The sequence below is a fragment of the Paraburkholderia sp. J11-2 genome (assembly GCF_905220185.1).
Lineage (GTDB): Bacteria > Pseudomonadota > Gammaproteobacteria > Burkholderiales > Burkholderiaceae > Paraburkholderia.
In genome coordinates, this window is the sequence record NZ_CAJMYY010000004.1 from 332,609 (window position 1) to 352,668 (window position 20,060).

The window sequence follows — 20,060 nt, forward strand, 5'->3', positions numbered from 1 at the left end:
CCCCCTGTGCGGTCCTTCCCTTACAAACCGAGCTGACGCTTCATGTCAGCCCGCGTCTGATTCAGTGACATCAATTCGGCAAGTTCCTCAGGCGTATGTCGCGACTGCCGCGAAAGCGCGTCCAGCCGCTCGCAACAGGCGTCGTACCGCATCTTCAGGATTGCCGCCGTCAATTCTTCGCTCACGAGCCGCTCCTGCTCGCGGCGCTCCTCTAGCGCAGCGCCATCTTCCGGATTTTTCATCAGCAAATCCCGAACGTTTTCATCATAGTCCAGAATTTCGCGAAAAATCTCCTCGAAGGTTGGAGCATTGGCCCCATTTCTCAGCAGGTCCGACAGCAGCTGAAATTCCGCCGCGTCGCCCAGTGCCCGCGCGTGAGTGGTCACTTCCTCGAACAACTCGCCGTGGCGCGTCAGTCCAATCAGCGCCTTTTCGGCCTCTTCGTCGAGCTGCGACGCGATACGCGGGTGCATCACGAGGTTGCGCAGCGCCTTGCGCTCGATACCGGTCACAAGGTGCCGGTCCTTGCGTGCCGGCGCCTGGCGCGCCGCCTGGGCGATGCGCGCGTCGACTTCGCACAGCGCGGCCACTTCCTCGAACGGCACGTCCAGGCGGTCCGCGAACATGTGCATGATCTGCGCCCGCAGGGCATTCGCCGGCAGCGCCTGCAACAGCGGTTTCGCATCGAACAGCGCCCGGGCACGCCCTTCCGGCTGGTCCAGTTCCTTGTCCGCCAGCACCTCGTTGAGCATGAACTGGGACAGCGGCATGGCCCGCTCGACCTGCTCCGAGAACGCCTCGGCGCCGAATTCGCGCACGTAGCTGTCCGGGTCGTGCTCCTGCGGCAGGAACAGGAAGCGGATCGTGCGGTTGTCGGCCGCGTGCGGCAGGCACGCGTCGAGCGCGCGCCGCGCGGCGCGGCGGCCCGCCGAGTCGCCGTCGAAGCTGAAGATCACCGTGTCGGTCTGCCGCATGAGCTTCTGCACGTGGATCGGCGTGCACGCGGTGCCGAGCGTCGCCACGGCGTTCTGGAAACCCAGCTGCGCAAGCGCGACGACGTCCATGTACCCCTCCACCACCAGAACATAGCGCTGTTCCCGGATCGCGAGGCGCGCCTCGAACAACCCGTACAGCTCGCTGCCCTTGTTAAATAGCGGCGTTTCCGGGGAATTCAAATACTTGGGCTCGCCGCCATCCAGCACGCGGCCGCCAAATCCTATGACCTGCCCCTTCACGTTGCGGATCGGGAACATCACACGGTCGCGGAAGCGGTCGTACCGGCGCGACTGGCCTTGCGCGTCCTGCTTTTCGCTGACGATGACGAGGCCTGACTCCACGAGCGCGTCGTCGCGATAGTTGGTAAACGCAGATTCGAGGTTCTGCCATCCATCCGGCGCGTAGCCGAGGCCAAAACGCGCGGCGATTTCGCCCGTGAGGCCGCGCTTCTTGAGGTACTGAATGGCGTTGGTCGCGCTGCGCAGCTGCTTGCGGTAGTAGTCGCACGCGGTCTGCATGACATCGGAAAGCGCGGTGGACACGGCCTTCGAGACAGCCGGCGCATAGCCGCCGGCCGCACCAGCCCCGCCGCCGCGCAGGGGCGAAGGCTCTTGCGGCACGGTCAGGCCGACCGACTGGGCGAGTTGTTCGACGGCCTCGGGGAACGTCAGGCCCGCGTGCTCCATGAGGAAGCCGATGGCGGTACCGTGCGCCCCGCAGCCGAAGCAGTGATAGAACTGTTTGGTTGGACTAACTGTGAACGAAGGGCTTTTCTCGTTGTGGAACGGACACAAGCCCATGAAGTTCGCGCCGCCCTTCTTGAGCTGCACGTAGCGACCCACCACGTCGACGATATCGACGCGGTTCAGCAGGTCTTGCAGGAACGAATGCGGAATCATCGAAGCGAACGCGCTTGGGCAACCAGGGCTCGCGCGGCCCGAATACATCACGTACGGGCCTCGCGGCGTCGCCCCTGGGCCGGGCCGGCGCCGCGTGCGAACCGGTTGCGCTTACTTCGAGAGCGCGGCTTTGACGAGCCCGGAAACGGCCGTCATGTCGGCGCGCCCGGCGAGCTTCGGCTTGAGCACGCCCATCACCTTGCCCATGTCCTGCGGCCCGGCTGCGCCCACCTGGGCGACGGCGGCCTGCACTTCGGCGGCGATCTCGGCATCCGAGAGCTGCGCGGGCATGTAGGCGGCCAGGACGGTCAGCTCGGCGGCTTCCTTCTCGACGAGATCGGTGCGGCCCGCGGCCTCGAACTGGCTGATCGAGTCCTTGCGCTGCTTGATCATCTTGTCGATGACCGCCGTGATGCCGGCGTCGTCGAGCGTCACGCGATCGTCGACTTCACGTTGCTTGATAGCGGCGAGCAGCAGACGAATCGTGGCAAGGCGTTCGCTTTCGCGCGCGCGCATCGCGGCTTTCATGTCGTCGTTAATCTGGTCTTTGAGACTCATCACTCACCTGAAATACGTTGGGGTTGCTGGAATGCAAAAACCCGCCTGGAAACGCTTCCAGGCGGGTTGGCGCAAATTCGACATGGTTGCGACCACACCAGAGGGCAGCGGCGGCCGCGTTGCGCTAAGTCACCCAAGGCCGCGGGCCGGCTGTCCACGTCGCCGCGAAGCTCACGCGAAGTCCACGCTGGAACTGCGCGGCCACGCGCCACGGCGACGCCAGAATCAGTACAGCTTCTTCGGCAACATCTGGCTGCGCAGACGCTTGAAGTGGCGCTTCACCGCCGCCGCCTTCTTGCGCTTGCGTTCAGCCGTAGGCTTCTCGTAGAACTCGCGCGCGCGAAGTTCGGTCAACAGACCGTTCTTCTCGATCGTGCGCTTGAAGCGGCGCATGGCAACTTCAAAGGGTTCGTTTTCTTTTACGCGGATGGTCGTCATTTTCCAATAACGGATCGGGGGTAAAGAGGATTGAGTATAGCAGTTCCGGGTTTGCGCATCGTGCGCCTGCTTGGGGGGAAACCCCAATCCCATGCGAGGGGGTCGACCGCGCCCGGAGCCTTCCCTGGCGGGGCTGCGCGGCATCAGGCAGCGCCCGGCCCGACGAGCAGCAGCGGCACATGCGTGATCTCGATGGCACGCTGCGCCACGCTGCCGAGCAGCCAGCGAGCGACGCCCCGCCGGCCCTGCGTGCCGAGTGCGACGAGATCGGCCTGCCAGTCCTGCGCGTCGCGCAACACAGTGTGGGCGATGTCGTCGCGCAGGCGAGCGGTGGCCACGAGCGCGGTTTCATAGGCACTGCCTGACGCTTCGAGTGGCTCGTGCGCGCCGGCCAGCGCCTTGCGGCCAAGGTCGGTGAGCGCGTCTTCGAGCACCGATCCCGGCACCGGGTCGCCAGCCACACTGCTGCGGTCCACGACATAAACCGCGCGCAACGTGGTTTGCGGTTCGGCCAGCCGCACCGCCGCGTTGATCGCCTGCGCCGAGGCCGGACTGCCGTCCGTCGCCAGCAGGATGCGGGCAAGCGGCGCGTGAGCGCGCGTTTCGTCGTACTCCACGGGCACGACCAGCAGCGGACAGGGCGCGCAAACCGCGAGCGCGCCCGAAACCGAGCCGTCGATCCAGCGCTTCATGCGCCCCTGGTGCCGCGTGCCGACGATCAGCATCTCGGCCTGCCAGTCACGCGCCGCATCGGCTAGCGCCGGCACGACGGCGCCTGCCTCGGCAGAAAGACCGACCACCTGCCCTTCGACCAGGGCCACTTGCCCGTTGAACGCCGCCATCGCCTGCTCGAGCGTGCGCTCGGCCGCGTGGAGATATTCGTCGCGCGCGACACTGAGCGCGTCCGTCATCCACGCGTCGCCCGCGGTGTAAGCGCCGCCCGCATTCCACGCGCGCGGCTGTTCGGCCGCGCACACGATCCGCACGTGGGCGTCGCGTGGCACCACTCGCGACGCAAAACGCAGCGCCTGCGTCGATGCCTTCGAATCGTCCACCGCGATCATGATTCGCCGCAGTGGCCCGCGCACTGCCTCAATGTGCTGCTGTTCCTCTCGATTCACGTTTCGTACCTTTTCCTCATGGTCAGGTATTCAAGCGTGAACCTCGGGCGCCCAGGCAACCATGACTCGGGTCAACCGCGAGAGATTCGGCAGTGCGTGTCGGTCAGAAAATCAGCTTGCGCTCGCCGAATACTGGGCGGCGGCCTCCCCGGCCGCGACGCCCGAGGCCCACGCCCACTGGAAGTTGTAGCCGCCAAGCCAACCCGTCACGTCCACGGCTTCGCCCACGAAGTAGAGGCCAGGCACGCGCTGGCTCATCATCGTCGCCGAGGAAAGCTCGCGCGTGTCCACGCCGCCGCGCGTGACTTCCGCCTTCTTGTAGCCTTCGGTGCCAGTGGGTGTGAGCGTCCACTGGGCGAGCCCTTCGCCGATCTTGCGCAGCGTTTTATCCGGCAGATCGGCGATACGTGCGTCGGCCTTCACTTGATGCGCCTCCAGCCACACATGCGCTAGCCGCGCCGGCACCCACTCGGCGAGCAGATTGCCGATCTGGCGTTTCGTCGCGCCCTTGGCCTCGATCAAGGCCGCCGCCGGATCGTGCTCGGGCAGCAAGTTCACGCGGATCGGCTGGCCCGGCTGCCAGAAGCTCGAAATTTGCAAGACGCCGGGTCCGGAAAGGCCTCGGTGCGTGAAGAGCAGGTCTTCATCGAAGGCGCCGCCGGTTTTGCGCTCGCCCGTCGCCACGTGAACTTCGAGCGACACGCCCGCGAGCGGCACGTAGGGCGTCCACTCGTCCTGCGCGAACGTGAGCGGCACGAGCGCCGGACGCGTATCGATCAGCTTGTGGCCGAACTGCTTCGCAACGCGATACGCGAAATCGGTAGCGCCGATCTTCGGGATCGACAGGCCGCCCGTCGCGATCACGAGCGCTTTCGCGCGTATCTCGCCCTGCGGCGTGCCGAGCGTAAAGCCCGCGCCGTCGGCATGGCTCACTGCTTCCACCGGCAGCGGGCGGCGCCACGACACGCGGCCGGCGTCGCATTCGGCGCGCAGGACATCGATGATCGTCTCGCTCGACTGATCGCAGAAAAGCTGGCCCTTGTGCTTTTCGTGCCAGGTCACGCGATGCTGGCGCAGCAGCGCGAGGAAGTCGCGCGGCGTGTAGCGCGCGAGCGCCGAACGGCAGAAATGCGGGTTGTTCGAAAGATAGTTGGCCGGGCTCGCGTGCAGGTTCGTGAAGTTGCAGCGCCCGCCGCCCGAGATGCGGATTTTTTCCGCTAGGCGCGGGGCGTGGTCGATCAACGCCACGCGGGCGCCCTGCTGGCCAGCCACCGCCGCGCACATCATGCCGGCCGCCCCTGCGCCGATCACGGCGATGTCGAAAGATTCCATGGCGCGCATTCTACCTGTGCGGCGGCGGGGCTTGTCCGCGGGGGGCTCCGCTTGCGGCCCCCAGCCGGCTTTCACGCGCGCTGCTATACTTTTATGTTCTCTTAATTCTTGATTTAGCGACGGTTTTTAGCGGTTCGTCCCGCGCGAAACTGTCGCCGCGACCCACATCATGCTCGTTCTCGGCATCGAAAGCTCCTGCGACGAAACCGGCCTCGCGCTCTACGACAGCGAGCGCGGCCTGCTCGCGCACGCGCTGCACTCGCAGATCGCCATGCACCGCGAGTACGGCGGCGTCGTGCCGGAGCTTGCCTCGCGCGACCATATCCGCCGCGCGCTGCCGTTGCTCGAGGAAGTGCTCGCGAAGAGCGGCGCGGCGAAAAGCGACATCGACGCCATCGCCTTCACGCAAGGTCCCGGCCTCGCGGGCGCGCTGCTCGTGGGCGCGAGCATCGCCAACGCGCTCGCCATGGCCTGGAATCGTCCGACCGTGGGCATTCACCATCTCGAAGGGCACCTGCTTTCGCCGCTGCTGGTCGACGCGCCGCCGCCGTTTCCGTTTGTCGCGCTGCTGGTGTCGGGCGGCCACACGCAACTGATGCGCGTGACCGACGTGGGCGTGTACGAAACCCTCGGCGAAACCCTCGACGACGCCGCCGGCGAAGCCTTCGACAAAACGGCCAAGCTGCTTGGCCTCGGCTATCCGGGCGGCCCTGAAGTCTCGCGCCTTGCGGAGTTCGGCACACCTGGCGCGGTAGAACTGCCCCGCCCGATGCTGCATTCGGGCGATCTCGACTTCAGCTTCAGCGGACTCAAGACGGCCGTGCTCACGCAAGTGAAGAAGCTCGGCACGAATATCTGCGAACAGGGCAAGGCCGATATCGCGCGCGGTTTCGTCGATGCCGCCGTCGAGGTGCTGGCCGCGAAGTCGCTCGCCGCGCTCAAGCGCACGAAGATGAAGCGCCTCGTGGTGGCGGGCGGTGTGGGTGCGAACAAGCAGTTGCGCGAGACGCTTTCGGCGGCGGCGCAAAAGCGCGGCTTCGAGGTGCATTACCCCGATTTGTCTCTGTGCACCGACAACGGCGCGATGATCGCGCTCGCGGGCGCGCTGCGCCTGAAGCGCTGGCCCGAGCAAGCCACGCGCGATTATGCGTTCACGGTGAAGCCGCGCTGGGATTTGACTTCGCTCGCGCAGTAAGCGCCGAGCGCATCGCGGATCGATCCGCCAACACCTGAAACTCAGAAACGCTGTGTCATGCCTACGACTGCCAGCGTTTGTTTGGTAGCCGGGGCCGTCACGCTCACGCCAGACCAGCTCATCGTGGACGAGCCATTGTTCTTCATGTAGCCCGCGCGCGCATAGATGGACGTCCGCTTCGAAAGACTGTGGTCGACACCCAGTTGCACGGCCCACATATTGTCATGCACGCCGCGTACGGCGCGTTGCAGCGCCGCGATTTCGATTGAATCCGCGGGCGTGACTTGAACCGTGGCGCCGGCTTGTATCAAGCTATACGAATGCACGGCCGAAAGCTGCGTCGCGAGCGGACTCGCGTCGTCGTGCTTCGGGCGATGATATCCGTAGATGAACTGAAGATTGACGATCCCTATCTGATAAGCGAGCGCAGTATTGAAATGCTCGGTTCCTGCCGTATTCAGGACGGACGGCAAGCTGGCCAGAGTCTTCGTGCCCGGATGCTGATACTGGTACGCAATCCCCGCATAGAGACCATAGCCCGACCACGTGGCGGCAACATCGACGATATTGCCGTTCGTTTGCGGCGCAGGCTGTGTCACGCTGGACTGGAACGCGTACATGGCCAGCAGCTGGAGCCCTTTGAGACTCGGTGACCGATAGACGACCGAATTGCTCGAGCGCCCGCCGCTCGACTGCAAGCCAACCGTATTACGGTCGACGACATTGCCCGCTGCGGCTAGCAGCGATATCACTTCATTGGCAAGGAACGGGTCGCCTGGGTAGAGCACCCAGAAAGTCGGCTGATACTGGCGCCCCAGGGAGACCGTGCCGTACTTCTCGTGCGCAAGCCCCACCCACGACTGTCGATAGAACATGGCGCCCGTATCGGCAAAGGCAGTGCCATTGTTGATGTTGAAACCATTTTCGAGCGTAAATACGGCTCTCAGGCCGCCGCCGAGATCCCCCGAGCCCTTGATGCCGAAGCGCGACGGCACACCCCCTCCGCTGCGTTGCGACCACGATTGCTTGCCGCCATTGTTGAGGAACTGGACGAACGCGTCGGCAACGCCATACAACGTGACGCTCGTTTGCGCACTCGCACCGCTCACCGCCAGAATCAGTGCTGCACCGCAAATGCTCTTTATGCAAAAGCCCATGATGTCTCCTCCACTGACTGTTTCTCATTGATGCGTTGGCCGTCGCTCGCGGGTGCGTATGCCGGCGCGTGATGACGTTGCACCGAAGTGGAGTTATAACGACGAAGGCAGGCTGTAGCCTTGCCGCACCTCAAGCGCGCGTTCGTCTATGCGAAACCGCGTATGCTGCGCTGGCGAAAGCGCGACAGTTCAGAAAGGGCTCAAGGAAATATTTAGGAAAAGAATGTCAGGATTACAAAGCAATGCTTGTCTGAGTGAAATGAAGTGCGCCGGGATTCGACGTCGCTTGTGCAGTAACGTGCTTGCCGCCGTAGAAGCAAAAAGCCGCCCAAGGGCGGCTTTTTTGCGGATGGCGCAACCAGGCGGCCAGCTTTACGCCACGCGCTTGTCGTGCTCGATCACGGCGTAGGCGCTGTGATTATGGATCGACTCGAAATTTTCGGCTTCGAGCGTATAGGCGATCACGCGCGCATCGGCATTCAGGCGCACGGCCACGTCGCGCACGAGGTCTTCGACGAACTTGGGGTTTTCATACGCGCGCTCGGTCACGAACTTCTCGTCCGGGCGCTTGAGCAGGCCCCACAGTTCGCACGACGCCTCTTCTTCGGCAATGCGAATGAGGTCCTCAACCGGTAGATCGCCTTCGAACTCGACGTTCATCGTCACGTGCGAGCGCTGGTTGTGCGCACCGTATTGCGAGATCTTCTTCGAACACGGGCACAGGCTCGTCACGGGCACGAGCACCTTGAGGAAGAGGCGCGTTTGACCGTTGCGCACGTCGCCCGTGAGCGTCACTTCGTAGTCCAGCAGACTTTCCACGCCAGAAACCGGCGCGACTTTCTTCACGAAATACGGGAACGTGACTTCGATCCGGCCCGCCTGCGATTCGAGTTTCGCGAGCATCGCTGCCAGCATCGCGCGGAACGTGGCGGGCTCGAGCGGCGCCTTGTTCTCTTCGAGCAGCGCGACGAAGCGCGACATGTGCGTGCCCTTCTGGTCGGCCGGCAGATGAACGTCGAGGTTCCACATGCCGACGCTCGGCTGGACGTCACCCGCGCCCGTCTTCACGGTGAGCGGATGGCGCACGGCCTTCACGCCCACGCGCTGGATCACGATCTGACGGGTATCGACGGAGCTTTGGACGTCCGGCATCACGAAGGCCGGGTTCATCTGATTCATGTTCTTATCCTCAAGCCGCGCCGAGTGCGGCGCGCAAATGGCAAACGCCGGCATGAGCCGGCGTTTGCTGGCGGAAAGCCGGGTACGAAACCCGCCCGCCAGTTCAAATGTGAATGGTCTGGCGCGAGGCGCCAATTAACCTGGAGCAGCCTCGATCGACCTTACGCGACGCGCATCACCGACTTGCCGGACACATTCGCCGCCTTGTCGAGAAAGCGTTCGCGAATGGACTTCGCGATCCCTGCTGCGTCGAGCCCACAGCCCGCCAGCAGCTTTGCCGGGTCGCCGTGGTCGATGAAGCGGTCGGGGAGGCCCAATTGTAGTACGGGCTTGATAACCCCACTTTCAAGGAGGGCTTCCACGCAGGCCGAACCGGCGCCGCCCATGATGCAGCCTTCCTCCACGGTCACGATGTAATCGTGCGTTTCGGCGAGCTGTTTCACGAGTTCCGCGTCGAGCGGCTTCACGAAGCGCATGTTCGCCACGGTGGCGTCCAGCTCTTGCGCTGCGGCGAGGGACGGCGCAACCATCGTGCCGAACGCGAGAATCGCAATGCGGCTGCCTGCCGGCGCCTTGCTCTCGCGGCGGACTTCCCCCTTGCCCACCGGCAGCGCGGCCATCTGCTTGACGGTCGCAACACCCGTGCCCGCGCCGCGCGGGTAGCGCACGGCCGTCGGGCAGTCCTGCTGGAGTGCCGTGTACAGCATCTGGCGGCATTCGTTTTCGTCGGACGCCGCCATGATCATCATGTTCGGAATGCAGCGCATGAACGCGAGATCGTAGGCGCCCGCGTGCGTCGCGCCATCGGCGCCGACGAGACCCGCGCGGTCGATGGCGAACACGACCGGCAGGTTCTGCAGCGCCACGTCGTGAATCAGCTGGTCGTAGGCGCGCTGCAGGAAGGTCGAGTAGATCGCGACCACGGGCTTCAGGCCCTCGGCTGCGATACCGCCCGCGAACGTCACCGCGTGCTGCTCGGCAATGCCCACGTCGTAGTAACGGTCCGGGAAGCGCTTTTCGAACTCCACCATGCCCGAGCCTTCGCGCATGGCCGGCGTGATGCCGATCACGCGGTGGTCGAGCTCGGCCGCGTCGCACAGCCATTCGCCGAACACCTGCGTGTAGGTCTTCTTCGCGGGCGTTGCCGACGGCTTGATGCCTTCAGCCGGGTTGAACTTGCCGGGACCGTGGTACAGGACCGGGTCGGCTTCGGCGAGCTTGTAGCCCTGGCCTTTCTTCGTCACGACGTGCAGGAATTGCGGGCCGCGCAGTTCCTTGATGTTCTGCAGCGTCGGGATCAGCGAATCGAGGTCGTGACCGTCGATCGGCCCGATGTAGTTGAAGCCGAATTCCTCGAACAGCGTGGCCGGCACGATCATGCCCTTCGCGTGCTCTTCGAGCTTGCGCGCGAGGTCGAGCACCGGCGGCGCATGGCGCAGCACGCGCTCCACGCCTGCGCGTGCGGCGGCGTAGAAGCGGCCCGACATGAGGCGCGCGAGATGGCGATTGAGCGCGCCCACCGGCGGCGAAATCGACATGTCGTTGTCGTTGAGGATGACGAGCAGCGGCACGTCGTCTTCGACGCCGCCGTTGTTCAGCGCCTCGAACGCCATGCCGGCCGTCATCGCGCCGTCGCCGATCACGGCGATGCCCATGGCGTTGTCGCCCTTGAGCTTGCTCGCCACGGCCATGCCGAGCGCCGCCGAGATCGACGTGCTCGAGTGCGCGGTGCCGAACGTGTCATACGGCGACTCGTCGCGTTTCGGGAAGCCCGAAATGCCGCCGAGTTGGCGCAGCGTCGACATCTGGTCGCGGCGGCCCGTCAGGATCTTGTGCGGATAGGTCTGATGGCCCACGTCCCAGACGATGCGGTCGCGCGGCGTGTCGAACACGTAGTGCAGCGCGATCGTCAGTTCGACCGTACCGAGGTTGGACGACAAGTGGCCGCCCGTTTGCGAGACGCTCTCGAGAACGAAGGCACGCAGTTCGTCGGCAAGCGGTTGCAACTGGCGGCGATCAAGGCGGCGCAAATCCGCCGGGTCGTCAATGGTTTTCAGCAAGTCGTACATCGTCGTTCCATTGTAGGAAAACTGGCGCTCCCGCACTTGTTCTGCGCATTACATCCCATTTCATGCGCGTGGGCGGGTTGGCGCGATCAGCTCACCCGGTTCACCACCAGGTCAGCGAGTTCGGCGAGGCGCTGTGCGCGCGCGCCGAACGGTTCGAGCGCCGCGTGCGCGTCGGCGCGCAACTGCTGCGCGAGTGCACGCGAGGCATCAAGACCGATAATCGACACGTAGGTCGGCTTGCCGTCCTTCGCGTCCTTGCCCGCGGTCTTGCCGAGCGTTGCGGAGTCGGCGGTGACGTCGAGAATGTCGTCCACCACCTGGAATGCGAGGCCCACGGCCGCTGCGTATTTGTCGAGCGCGGCAAGGCTTTGCGCCGAAGGCGTCTCGCCCGCAAGCGCCCCCATGCGGACCGCGGCGCGCAGGAGCGCGCCGGTCTTCAGGCGGTGCATGGTCTCGAGTTGCTCGCGGGTGAGCGAATGGCCCACGCTCGCGAGGTCGATGGCCTGGCCGCCGGCCATGCCGATCGAGCCGCTAGCCAGCGCGAGCTCGCGCACGAGCGAGGCCTGGCGCTCAGCGCTGAGCACATCGGACGTCAGCGCGACGAAGGCTTGCGACTGCAGCGCATCGCCCACGAGGAGCGCCGTCGGTTCGTCATATTTGACGTGTACGGTGGGTTTGCCGCGACGCATGTCGTCGTCGTCCATGCACGGCATGTCGTCGTGCACGAGCGAGTAGACGTGAATCATTTCGAGCGCGCAAGCCGCCGCGTCGAGCGCTTCGGGCGTGGCGTTCGTGAGTTCGCCCGCCGCGTGGCACAGAAGCGGACGCACCCGCTTGCCGCCGCCCATCACGGCATAACGCATGGCGTCATGCAGCGGCGCCGGCAGCACGTCGGCAGCCGGCAAATAGTGATCGAGCGCGCTTTCGACCCGGTCGAGTACCTGCCGGGTCCATTGGTCAAATGTCATAGATCGTCGTCTCCGCCCGCTGCGGAGTCTGTCGTATTGAGGGGCACGGGCCGCAACGTCTCGCCGTCGAGCACGCGCACCTGTTGTTCAACCTTTTCGAGCTGCTGCTGGCAGAAGCGCACGAGCGCCGCGCCGCGACGATACGCCGCTAGCGATTCTTCCAGGCTCAGGCTGCCGCCTTCCATGCGTGCAACGAGCCCGTCGAGCTCCGCAAGCGCCGCCTCGTAGCTCTCGGGCAGGGTTTCGCCCTCGGCCAGCCCGGCTGCGCTTTCGCCCGCGCCAGCGCGGTCTTTCGTTGCGGATTTCGCCATGAGTCGTCGCCAGAATGAAACAAGGCGGACATTCTACGGCAAAAGGTCCCTTTCGACCCGCTCCCCGGCTTGTGTACTCTCTCGACCACACACTCGGGGACAGTACAGATCGGTTCCAGACGGCCCGATTCCCCGTGCATTTGTCTCATATTTCCTGATTTTCTGCCGTCTTTCCGGTGTAATTTTGGCAAAAATCAGTCACTTAGCTACCCCATGACGGGGTAACCGGGTATAATCGCCGGCTCCCTAAATCGAATCTTCGATGGTTGGGTTGTTCACTGCTTTCACGTCTTCATCGGGAGTGGGAATGTCCAATCTGAGCAATGCATTGCAGCTGAAGTCTATCCACAGCCAGCTGCCAGTCACCGCTTATTTTGACGAAGCGCTACTCAAGCGCGAAATCGACACGCTTTTCCAGAAGGGTCCTCGCTACGTCGGGCACGAACTCATGGTGCCCGAGGCGGGAAACTATTTTGCGCTGCCTGGCGAGAAAGAAGGCCGCGTGCTCGTTCGCAACAAGAGCAACGAGATCGAACTGCTCTCGAACGTGTGCCGGCACCGCCAGGCCATCATGCTAAACGGTCGCGGCACGGCAGACAACATTGTATGTCCGCTGCATCGCTGGACCTATGACCTCAAGGGCGAACTGCTCGGCGCACCGCACTTCGCGGACAAGCCGTGTCTGAATCTGAACAGCTCGCCGCTGCAGAAGTGGAACGGGCTGCTCTTCGAATCCGCGGGCCGCGACGTCGCGCGCGATCTTGCACGCCTTGGGCCGGCGAAACACCTCGACTTTACGGACTATATGTTCGATCACGTCGAGGTCCACGAGTGCAACTACAACTGGAAGACCTTCATCGAGGTCTATCTGGAAGACTATCACGTCGTGCCGTTCCACCCGGGCCTCGGCAACTTCGTGTCGTGCGACGACCTCCAGTGGGAGTTTGGCGACTGGTATAGCGTGCAGACGGTCGGCGTGCACAATCACCTCGGCAAGCCGGGCAGCCCGACGTACCGCAAGTGGCACGACGAGGTCCTGCGCTTTCGCAATGGCGTGCCGCCCGAGTTCGGCGCGATCTGGATGGTGTACTACCCGAATCTCATGATCGAGTGGTATCCGCACGTGCTCGTCGTTTCGTGGCTGATCCCCCAGGGCACGCAGAAGACGACGAACATCGTCGAGTTCTATTACCCCGAGGAAATCACGCTGTTCGAGCGCGAGTTCGTCGAGGCCGAGCGCGCCGCCTATATGGAGACGGCCGTCGAAGACGACGAAATTGCCGAGCGCATGGACGCCGGCCGCCGTGCGCTCTTCGAGCGCGGCGTTTCGGAAGTCGGCCCGTACCAGAGCCCGATGGAAGACGGCATGCAGCACTTCCACGAGTTCCTGCGCCGCGAGCTGGGACCGATCTGATGCCCGGCAGGCGCAAGCCTCTGGCGATCATGAGCAATGCGGAACGCATGACGGAAAGACGGGCTTAGGCCCGTCTTTTTGTTTAGACTGACGGCATCGGGCCGTTGTATAGCTGGAGATGGCGGCCTTGCACGAATCAAGGAGCCGTCATGCCCCACACGCACTACACCACACTGATCTCGGCCGCCAATCTGCACGAACGCCTGACCGCCGCGCCGGGCAGCGTGCTGGTCTTCGACTGCCGCTTCGATCTCGCCGACCCCGCCGCCGGTGAAAATGGCTATGCGCTCGGCCATCTGCCCGGCGCGCAATACCTGCATCTGGACCGCGACCTCTCGGGCCCGAAGACCGGCAAGAACGGCCGCCACCCGCTGCCCGACCGTTCGGCGCTCGTCGCCACACTCTCGCTGCACGGGCTCAACGAAGGCCAGCAGGTCGTCGCGTACGACGCACAAGGCGGCGCCTACGCCGCGCGCCTGTGGTGGCTCTTGCGCTGGCTCGGCCACGACTCGGTGGCCGTGCTCGACGGCGGCCTCAAGGCATGGGAAGCAGCCGGCTTCCCGCTCGTGCGCGACGTGCCCACGCCCGCTCGCGGCACCTTCAAGGCCGGTGCACCGCTCCAGGTGACGGTGGATGCGCAGGCCATCGTACGCAATCTCGCCACGCACGAACTCACGGTCGTCGACGCGCGCGCCGCCGACCGCTATCGCGGCGAGAACGAAACGATCGACCCGGTGGGCGGCCATATTCCTGGCGCGCGCAATCGGTTTTATCAGGACAACCTGACGGCAGACGGCCGCTTCAAGTCGGCGCATACGCTGCGCGAGGAATTCACCGCCGTGCTGCCCGGTATCACGCCCGAACACGTGGTCCTGCAATGCGGCTCGGGTGTGACCGCCTGCCACAACGCACTCGCGATGGAGATCGCCGGCCTGCACGGCGCGGCGCTCTACCCCGGATCGTGGAGCGAATGGAGCGCCGACCCATCGCGGCCGGTCGCCACGGGCCCCAACCCCTAAGCCGGGAGCCTGGAACCAGGCACGGCGTCAGCTCTCGCCGTGCTCCTCGAACCAGGCAATCGCGCGCTTCCAGCCGTCTTCGGCATCCGCCTTGCGATAGCTCGGGCGGTAGTCAGCGAAGAATGCGTGGCCCGCGTCGTTGTACACGACGATTTGCGAGCCGCGCCCGCCCTGCGGACCTTGCGCGATAGCGGCCTTCATCTGCTCGAGCGTGTCCTGCGGGATGCTCTGGTCCTGCAAGCCGTACATGGCGAGCACCGGCACCTGCAAGGTGTTCGCGAGATCGAGCGGATTGCTCGGCGCGTTCGCCGTGTGCGGTCCCGCCACGCGCCCATACCACACCACTGCCGCCTTGATGTGCGGGTCGTGCTCGGCATAGAGCCACGCATAGCGCCCGCCCCAGCAAAATCCGTTCACGCCTACGCGCTTCGTGTCGCCGCCATGTTCGCCTGCCCAGGCAATGGCCGCGTCGATGTCGCCGATCACCTGCGCGTCGGGCACCTTGCTCGCGATGTTGTCGTTGATCTGCTGAATCGTCGGGTACGCCGAGGCATCGCCCTGGCGCACGAAGAAGTCCGGCGCGATGGCCAGATAGCCGAGCTTCGCGAAGCGGCGGCACACATCGGCGATATGCTCGTGCACGCCGAAGATCTCGTGGATCACGATGATGACAGGCAGATGCGTCTTGCCGCGCGGCTGGGCGCGATACGCCGGGATGAGCGTGCCGCCCGACTGAAAGCCGATCTCGCCGGCTTCGAGACCTTCGCTGTCGGTGTGGATGGTTTGCGCGGAGACGGGCAGCACGGCAGCGGCGAATCCGCTGCCGAGCGCCGCCTTGATGAAGGTACGCCGGTTGAACGGCACGTGCGGGACGAGGCTATCGACTTCGGGTTTCAGCATGCAGCGCTCCTTTGAGGTCAAACTGCGAAAACAAGCAGAATAGCGCTGCGCCCTCCGCGCAAGCGCCGCTCAGTGCAGCTTCACACGCGGCAATGTCGTGCGGCGCAGCCAGTGCGCGAAGGTATCGAGCACCATGCGCGCGTAGCCGTGCAGCGCCGCGATGTGCAGCCGGTACAGCGACATGTACATGAAACGGGCAAACAATCCTTCGATCAACATATTCCCGCCGATCAGCCCGCCCATCAGATTACCGACCGCGCTGAAGTGGCCGAGCGACACCAGCGAGCCGAAGTCGCGATAGGTGAACTCCTCCAGCGGCTTGCCGGCGAGCAGATTGCCAAGCGACTTGAACAGGAACGTGGCTTGCTGGTGCGCGGCCTGCGCACGGGGCGGCACACCGCGTTCGTGGCCCGGCCAATCACAGGCCGCGCAATCGCCGAGCGCGAAAATGTTGTCGTCGAGTTCGGTTTGCAGCGTACGGCGCACGATGAGTTGGCCGAGCTTGTTGACGGTGAGGCCATCGAGCCGCGAGAGCACAGCCGGCGCAGTGATGCCCGCGGCCCAGACCGTGAGGTCCGCGCGCAGGTTCTTGCCGCTTGCCGTGCGCACGACGCCCGGCGCAACCTCGGTCACGCGCTCGCCAGTCAGCAGCTTCACACCGAGCTTGTTCAGCAGCTCCGCCGTGGCCGAAGAAACGCGCTCGGGCAACGCAGGCAGGATGCGCGTGCCCGCCTCGATCAGCACGATGCCCACGTCGTGCCGCGGATCGAGCTTGTGCAGCCCATAGGCCGAAAGCACCTGCGCGGTGTTGCGCAACTCGGCGGAAAGCTCGACGCCCGTCGCGCCTGCGCCGATGATCGCCACTTGCACGCGCGGCTCGCCGCCCCCGTTCATGGCCGGTGTGAGATCGTCTGCCGTCACCTCCGCCGCGACGCTTTCGGGCGCCAGATGTTCGGCGCGCATGCACGCGGCGATCAGGCGCTTGCGAAAGCGCTCGGCCTGCTCGACGGTATCGAGCGCGATGGAGTTCTCGGCCGCGCCCGGCACGCCGAAAAAGTGCGTCGTGCTGCCGATGGCGAGCACCAGCGTGTCGTACTCCAACACGCGCTCGGGCAGCATTTCCGCACCGTCTTCGTCGAGCACGCGCCCGAGCGTGATGCGCTTCGCCGCGCGGTCGAGCCCGATCAGTTCGCCCTGCTGGAACTCGAAGCCATGCCAGCGCGCCTGCGCCGGATATTCGAGCTGATGCGTGAACGGATCCATGCTGCCCGCCGCAACTTCGTGCAGGAGCGGTTTCCAGATATGCGTTGGATTGCGGTCGACCAGGGTGACCGATGCCGCTTGCGGCTTGCCCCGCTTCGCGCGCGCTTCGCCGTAACGATCGCCGAGCCGTGTTGCCAGTTCCAGCCCGCCTGCGCCTCCTCCCACAACGATAAAGCGATGCATAGACTCTCCGTGCATGTCGAAAGGCGATAGAAAGGCCGATGCATCGGCAACATCACGCGCGGGGCACCGGCCTTCGATCAAATCATTGTCGGCTGACGGAGCGCGCGGCGGCAACCCTTGCGGCGCGCATTCGCGACATCACGCACGCGAGGCTTGCCTTATCGCGCGCGTGCAGTTAGGTCTTTGTTGCGGTACAGCGCATTCAGTATGTACTTAGTAGAGCTGCACTAAGCACTGCAACGCCTTCGGTACGGCTTCAGTGCGCCTCTTCCCAGTTTTCGCCCACACCGACTTCGGCCACGAGCGGAACCTTGAGCTGCGCCACCGAGCACATCAGTTCGGGCAAGCGCTTGCGCACCTCGGCGAGTTCGTCGCCCGGGACTTCGAGCACCAGTTCATCGTGCACCTGCATGATCATCTTCGTGCCGATCTTGCGTTCGTCAAGCCACTTCTGCACCGCGACCATGGAAAGCTTGATGAGGTCGGCAGCCGTGCCCTGCATGGGCGCGTTGATGGCGGCGCGCTCGGCGGCCTGGCGGCGCGGGCCGTTGCCGCCATTGATCTCGGGCAGCCACAGACGGCGGCCGAACACGGTCTCCACATAGCCGCGCGACTTCGCATCCATGCGCGTTTCGTCCATGTAGCGCGCCACGCCCGGATAGCGCGCGAAATAGCGGTCGATATAAAGCTTCGCCGCGTCGCGCGTAATGCCGAGATTCGATGCGAGCCCGAACGCGCTCATACCGTAAATCAGGCCGAAATTGATGACCTTCGCGATGCGCCGCTGGTCCGAGCTCACTTCGAGCGGCGTGACGCCGAACACCTCGGCGGCCGTGGCGCGGTGAATGTCGTCGCCGCGTGCGAACGCGGCGAGCAGCGACTCGTCGCCCGAGATATGCGCCATGATGCGCAGTTCGATCTGCGAGTAGTCGGCGGAAACGATCTTGTGACCCGGCGGCGCGATGAACGCTTCGCGAATGCGGCGCCCTTCGCCCGTGCGCACGGGGATGTTCTGCAGATTCGGATCGTTCGACGCAAGCCGGCCCGTGACCGCCACGGCCTGCGCGTAGTTCGTGTGCACGCGGCCCGTTTGCGCATTGACCATGCGCGGCAGCTTGTCGGTGTACGTCGACTTGAGCTTGGCAAGACCGCGATGCTCGAGCAGGATCTTGGGCAGCGGGTAATCTTCGGCGAGCTTTTGCAGCACTTCTTCGTCGGTGGAAGGCGCGCCGCTAGGCGTTTTCTTCACAACCGGCAGTTGCAGCTTCTCGAAGAAGATCTGGCCAATCTGCTTGGGCGAACCGAGGTTGAATTCGCCGCCCGCGAGCGCATACGCTTCCTGTTCGAGCGCAATGAGCCGCACGGCGATCTCGGCGCTCTGCTTCTCGAGCCGTTCGGTGTCGATGAGCACACCGTTGCGCTCCATCTTGCGCAGCACGCGCGACGTAGGCAATTCGATGTTGCGATAGACGTAGTCGAGGCCCTTCTCCGGCGCGATCTGCGGATAGAGCGCGCGGTGCAGTTGCAGCGTGACGTCGGCGTCTTCGGCAGCGTATTCGGCGGCCTTTTCCAGCGAGACATCGTCGAAGCCGATCTGCTGCGCGCCCTTGCCTGCCACCTCTTCGTACTTGATCGTCTTGATGCCGAGATGGCGCAGCGCGAGGCTGTCCATGTCGTGACTGCGATGCGATTCGAGCACATACGATTCGAGCAGCGTGTCATGCTCCACGCCGTTCAGCTCGATACCGTAGTTCGCGAGCACCTGCTCGTCATACTTCATGTGCTGGCCGACTTTCTTGTGCTTTTCGCTTTCGAGCCACGGCTTCAGGCGCGCGAGCACTTCGCCCTGCGGCAGTTGATCGGGCGCGTCCGGGCCGCGATGCGCGAGCGGCAAATACGCGGCCACGCCCGGCTCCGTCGAGAACGACATGCCAACGAGCTTCGCGACCATCGGATCGAGCGCCGTGGTCTCGGTGTCGAACGCCGTGAGTTCGGCGGCCTCGATTCTCTTGAGCCACGTATCGAACTGCGGCCACGTCTGGATCGTTTCGTAATGGCGCGGCGCATCGACGAAGAGCGCGGGCTGCACGATCGCGTCTTTCTCGGGGGCGTCGCCTTGGGTTGCGGCGGGCACCGTTTCGCTCTGCTGGCTCACTTCGGTCACTTCGCGCAGCCAGGTCTTGAAACCGTGGCGCGCGAAGATATCGCGCAGTTCTTCGCGCGCTTCGGGGCGCGTCGCGAGCGACGCTTCGATCGTCTCGAGATGCGGCGCGAGGTCACAAGCCGTTTCCACCGTGACGAGCTTGCGCGCCATCGGCAGGAAGTCGAGCGCGTCGCGCAGATAGCCGCCCACGGCGCCCTTGATTTCGTCCGCATGCGCGATCACGCCATCGAGCGAATCGTATTGCGTGAGCCACTTCACTGCGGTCTTCGGGCCGCACTTGTTCACGCCCGGCACGTTGTCGACGGTGTCGCCGATGAGCGAGAGATAATCGATGATGCGCTCGGGCGGCACGCCGAACTTCGCGATCACGCCTTCGCGATCGAGCGTTTCGTTCGTCATCGTGTTGATGAGCGTGACGTGGTCCGTGACGAGCTGCGCCAAGTCCTTGTCGCCCGTGGAAACGATGACCTTCATGCCGCGCTTTTCCGCCTCGCGGGCGAGCGTGCCGATCACGTCGTCGGCCTCGACGCCTTCGATCATCAGAAGCGGCCAGCCGAGCGCGCGCACCGCCGTGTGAATGGGCTCGATTTGTGCTGCGAGCGGCTCGGGCATGGAAGGCCGGTTGGCCTTGTACTCGGGGTACCAGTCGTCGCGGAACGTCTTGCCCTTTGCATCGAACACGCACGCGCTATACTCTGCCGTAACGTCCTTGCGCATGCGACGCAGCATGTTGATGATGCCGTATAGCGCGCCCGTCGGTTCGCCGTCGGGACCGCGCAGGTCCGGCATCGCATGGAAGGCCCGATAGAGATAGCTAGAACCGTCGACCAGCAGCAGGGTCTTCCCTTCCAGCTCATTTTGTAGCTTCGTTTCCACGCGTAGTTCTTCAGGCAT

Annotated in this window: 16 protein-coding genes; 3 read left to right on the forward strand and 13 right to left on the reverse strand. The window is 64.5% G+C overall.

Going from position 1 to position 20,060, the window contains the following annotated elements:
• Window positions 1–20: 20 nt before the first annotated feature.
• The 5 genes from dnaG to U5A57_RS08080 form a co-directional block, all read right to left on the reverse strand.
• Window positions 21–1,895: a DNA primase gene (dnaG, locus tag U5A57_RS08060; protein WP_321909684.1), complete on the reverse strand. Its 1,875-nt coding sequence runs from the start codon at window positions 1,893–1,895 to the stop codon at window positions 21–23.
• Window positions 1,896–2,006: 111 nt separating this feature from the next.
• Window positions 2,007–2,453: a GatB/YqeY domain-containing protein gene (locus U5A57_RS08065; protein ID WP_321909686.1), complete on the reverse strand. Its 447-nt coding sequence runs from the start codon at window positions 2,451–2,453 to the stop codon at window positions 2,007–2,009.
• A 225-nt stretch (window positions 2,454–2,678) separates the two neighbouring features.
• Window positions 2,679–2,891 carry a 30S ribosomal protein S21 gene (rpsU, locus tag U5A57_RS08070; protein ID WP_013434742.1) on the reverse strand — a complete coding sequence of 71 codons (213 nt, stop codon included), beginning with the start codon at window positions 2,889–2,891 and terminating at the stop codon, window positions 2,679–2,681.
• 143 nt (window positions 2,892–3,034) lie between these two features.
• Window positions 3,035–3,955, reverse strand: a complete 921-nt coding sequence (locus U5A57_RS08075) for a universal stress protein (RefSeq protein ID WP_321909688.1) — start codon at window positions 3,953–3,955, stop codon at window positions 3,035–3,037.
• Between the two features lie 168 nt (window positions 3,956–4,123).
• Complete coding sequence (locus U5A57_RS08080) at window positions 4,124–5,344, reverse strand: NAD(P)/FAD-dependent oxidoreductase (protein WP_321909691.1); 1,221 nt, start codon at window positions 5,342–5,344, stop codon at window positions 4,124–4,126.
• Window positions 5,345–5,513: 169 nt separating this feature from the next.
• On the opposite strand from U5A57_RS08080, the gene tsaD reads away from it, so the two are divergent.
• Window positions 5,514–6,539 carry a tRNA (adenosine(37)-N6)-threonylcarbamoyltransferase complex transferase subunit TsaD gene (tsaD, locus tag U5A57_RS08085; protein WP_321909694.1) on the forward strand — a complete coding sequence of 342 codons (1,026 nt, stop codon included), beginning with the start codon at window positions 5,514–5,516 and terminating at the stop codon, window positions 6,537–6,539.
• Window positions 6,540–6,580: 41 nt separating this feature from the next.
• On the opposite strand, the gene U5A57_RS08090 is transcribed toward tsaD, so the two are convergent.
• From U5A57_RS08090 to U5A57_RS08110, 5 genes are all read right to left on the reverse strand, one after another.
• On the reverse strand, window positions 6,581–7,696 hold the full coding sequence (locus tag U5A57_RS08090) for a porin (RefSeq protein WP_321909696.1): 1,116 nt from the start codon (window positions 7,694–7,696) through the stop codon (window positions 6,581–6,583).
• Between the two features lie 372 nt (window positions 7,697–8,068).
• Window positions 8,069–8,875, reverse strand: coding sequence for a GTP cyclohydrolase FolE2 (folE2, locus tag U5A57_RS08095; RefSeq protein ID WP_321909699.1), 807 nt, complete (start codon window positions 8,873–8,875; stop codon window positions 8,069–8,071).
• 161 nt (window positions 8,876–9,036) lie between these two features.
• A complete protein-coding gene (dxs, locus tag U5A57_RS08100; protein ID WP_321909701.1) occupies window positions 9,037–10,944 on the reverse strand; it encodes a 1-deoxy-D-xylulose-5-phosphate synthase in 1,908 nt (635 codons plus the stop codon).
• A gap of 86 nt (window positions 10,945–11,030) precedes the next feature.
• Window positions 11,031–11,912, reverse strand: a complete 882-nt coding sequence (locus tag U5A57_RS08105) for a farnesyl diphosphate synthase (protein WP_321909704.1) — start codon at window positions 11,910–11,912, stop codon at window positions 11,031–11,033.
• Window positions 11,909–12,223, reverse strand: coding sequence for an exodeoxyribonuclease VII small subunit (locus U5A57_RS08110; protein ID WP_321909706.1), 315 nt, complete (start codon window positions 12,221–12,223; stop codon window positions 11,909–11,911). Before U5A57_RS08110 ends, U5A57_RS08105 begins: the two co-directional genes overlap by 4 nt.
• 307 nt (window positions 12,224–12,530) lie before the next feature.
• Here U5A57_RS08110 and U5A57_RS08115 point away from each other — a divergent pair, with 307 nt between their 5' ends.
• Entirely contained in the window at window positions 12,531–13,637 is a 1,107-nt protein-coding gene (locus U5A57_RS08115) for an aromatic ring-hydroxylating dioxygenase subunit alpha (RefSeq protein ID WP_321909707.1), read from the forward strand.
• Window positions 13,638–13,786: 149 nt separating this feature from the next.
• The gene (locus tag U5A57_RS08120) at window positions 13,787–14,656 is read left to right on the forward strand and encodes a sulfurtransferase (protein WP_321909709.1); all 870 of its coding nucleotides are present in this window, start codon (window positions 13,787–13,789) and stop codon (window positions 14,654–14,656) included.
• Between the two features lie 27 nt (window positions 14,657–14,683).
• Here the strand turns inward: U5A57_RS08120 and U5A57_RS08125 are convergent, their stop codons facing one another.
• The 3 genes from U5A57_RS08125 to polA all read right to left on the reverse strand — a co-directional run bounded on the left by U5A57_RS08125 (window position 14,684) and on the right by polA (window position 20,060).
• A complete protein-coding gene (locus U5A57_RS08125; RefSeq protein ID WP_321909712.1) occupies window positions 14,684–15,556 on the reverse strand; it encodes a dienelactone hydrolase family protein in 873 nt (290 codons plus the stop codon).
• 69 nt (window positions 15,557–15,625) lie between these two features.
• Window positions 15,626–17,002: an NAD(P)/FAD-dependent oxidoreductase gene (locus U5A57_RS08130; RefSeq protein ID WP_321909713.1), complete on the reverse strand. Its 1,377-nt coding sequence runs from the start codon at window positions 17,000–17,002 to the stop codon at window positions 15,626–15,628.
• Window positions 17,003–17,258: 256 nt separating this feature from the next.
• Window positions 17,259–20,060, reverse strand: coding sequence for a DNA polymerase I (gene polA / locus U5A57_RS08135; RefSeq protein ID WP_321909858.1), 2,802 nt, complete (start codon window positions 20,058–20,060; stop codon window positions 17,259–17,261).